1 protein-coding gene is annotated in these 745 nt (G+C 49.3%); it reads left to right on the top strand.

All coding sequences use genetic code 11. The features are described 5' to 3' along the window. The coding region (locus tag HMPREF0645_RS12870; RefSeq protein ID WP_007175503.1) for an NAD-dependent epimerase/dehydratase family protein at nt 1-745 on the top strand (745 nt) is incomplete at both ends.

Raw genomic sequence — 745 nt, 5'->3', positions numbered from 1 at the left:
TCTTGATATGTACAATCTGACCTTGCTCGTGCTCCCTACGGAGCACGACAAAGAGGTCATCGCACCTTATGAAAAAATGGAAGGTGTGAACGTAGTCTACGGAGATCTCACCGTCTATGACGACGTGTTGAGATGTGTTAAGGGTGCAGATGTCGTGCTACATGTGGGAGGAATGGTCTCTCCTGCAGCCGATTATCACCCTGAACGTACGCTTGAAGTGAATGTCACAGCCGTTAAAAACATCATCAAAGCCATCAAGGCGCAACCCGATCCAGACAGTATCAAACTCGTCTATATCGGTACTGTGGCTGAGACAGGTGGTAGAAACGCCCCTATTCATTGGGGACGTACGGGCGATCCTATCAAGATTAGCGTCTATGACTTCTATGCATTGTCGAAAGTTTTGGCTGAACGTGAAGTCATTGAAGCAGGTTTGAAGTACTGGGTATCGTTGCGTCAGACCGGAATTCTCTATCCCGAGTTGCTCGACAATCTTGACCCCATCATGTTTCATCAGCCGCTCAACGGCGTGCTCGAATGGGTTACGGCCGAAGATTCGGGCCGGCTCTTGGCCAATGTCTGCAATCCCGATGTGCCGGAAGAGTTCTGGAGGCATGTATATAATATAGGTGGAGGAGCCGAATACCGTACAGCGAATTGGCAATTTATGAACATGTGCTTTGATGCCTTGGGTATGGGAAGCGTTGAGAAGCTGTTCGAGCCGCATTGGTTTGCCACACGTAAC

Source organism: Hallella bergensis DSM 17361 (genome assembly GCF_000160535.1).
Classification (GTDB): domain Bacteria; phylum Bacteroidota; class Bacteroidia; order Bacteroidales; family Bacteroidaceae; genus Prevotella; species Prevotella bergensis.
The sequence above is the reverse complement of the archived record's forward strand: the minus strand, read 5'-3'. Positions and strand labels throughout refer to the sequence as shown.